The organism is Mesorhizobium sp. M8A.F.Ca.ET.021.01.1.1, from assembly GCF_003998025.1.
Classification (GTDB): Bacteria; Pseudomonadota; Alphaproteobacteria; order Rhizobiales; family Rhizobiaceae; genus Mesorhizobium.
Window position 1 is genome coordinate 1 of sequence record NZ_RZSJ01001048.1, and the last position, 705, is coordinate 705.

1 protein-coding gene and 1 pseudogene are annotated in these 705 nt (G+C 61.7%); both read right to left on the bottom strand.

Annotation, left to right across the window (positions count from 1 at the left end; genetic code table 11):
• A pseudogene (locus tag EOA36_RS37635) lies at positions 1–185 on the bottom strand (hypothetical protein); the annotation flags it as partial.
• Positions 186–262: 77 nt separating this feature from the next.
• The coding region (locus EOA36_RS36500; RefSeq protein WP_145969558.1) for a Crp/Fnr family transcriptional regulator at positions 263–705 on the bottom strand (443 nt) is incomplete at its 5' end.

Below are 705 nucleotides of genomic sequence, written 5' to 3' on the forward strand. Positions count from 1 at the left end.
GTGCCGTAGCCGTGTTCGCCGGTCTTGGCCAGCTGTTTGGTGAGCTTGTCGATATCGGCTTTCAACTGCCTGATGTCGGCTTCGAGATCCGGATTCGTCCGCGCTTCGTTGGCGGTCTTGCTTGGGCGGTTGCCATTGCTTAACTCCTTGTGATTGCTCGATTTCAAACGCGCCGTGCGTCCCAAAGTTCCGATGCCCGGACAAACTAGCCGAAAACCCGGTCATGCGCACCCGATCCGCCGCCCTGGCAAGAAGTGCGGTGTCAGATCAATGGCCGGCGGCCCTCGCCCAGCCCCTCCCAGCCGGCGAGCTGCTTCAGCCCTTCATTGTCGACGACCCCGCACCCGCCGTCGCGCCAGACGATCAGCTGGCGATCCATCAGCTTGCGGATCGTCTTGTTGGTGTGAACCAGCGACAGGCCAAGCGTATCGGCGATGTGCTGCTGCGTGATCGGAATCTGGATGGTTTGCTTGCCGTTCAGTCCGACGACCTTGGCGCGGCTGGCGATGAAGGCGATAAGATAGGCGGCACGCTCGATCGCGCTGCGGCGGCCGAGACTGAGCAGGTTCTCGTCCAGCATGCGCTCTTCGCGCGACGCGATCCAGGTGATGTCGTAGGCGAGACCGGGATGGTTGCGGTAGAGTTCATGCAGGTTATCGCGTTCGAACACGCAAAGCAGCATCGGCGACAGGGCCTCGACGGAAT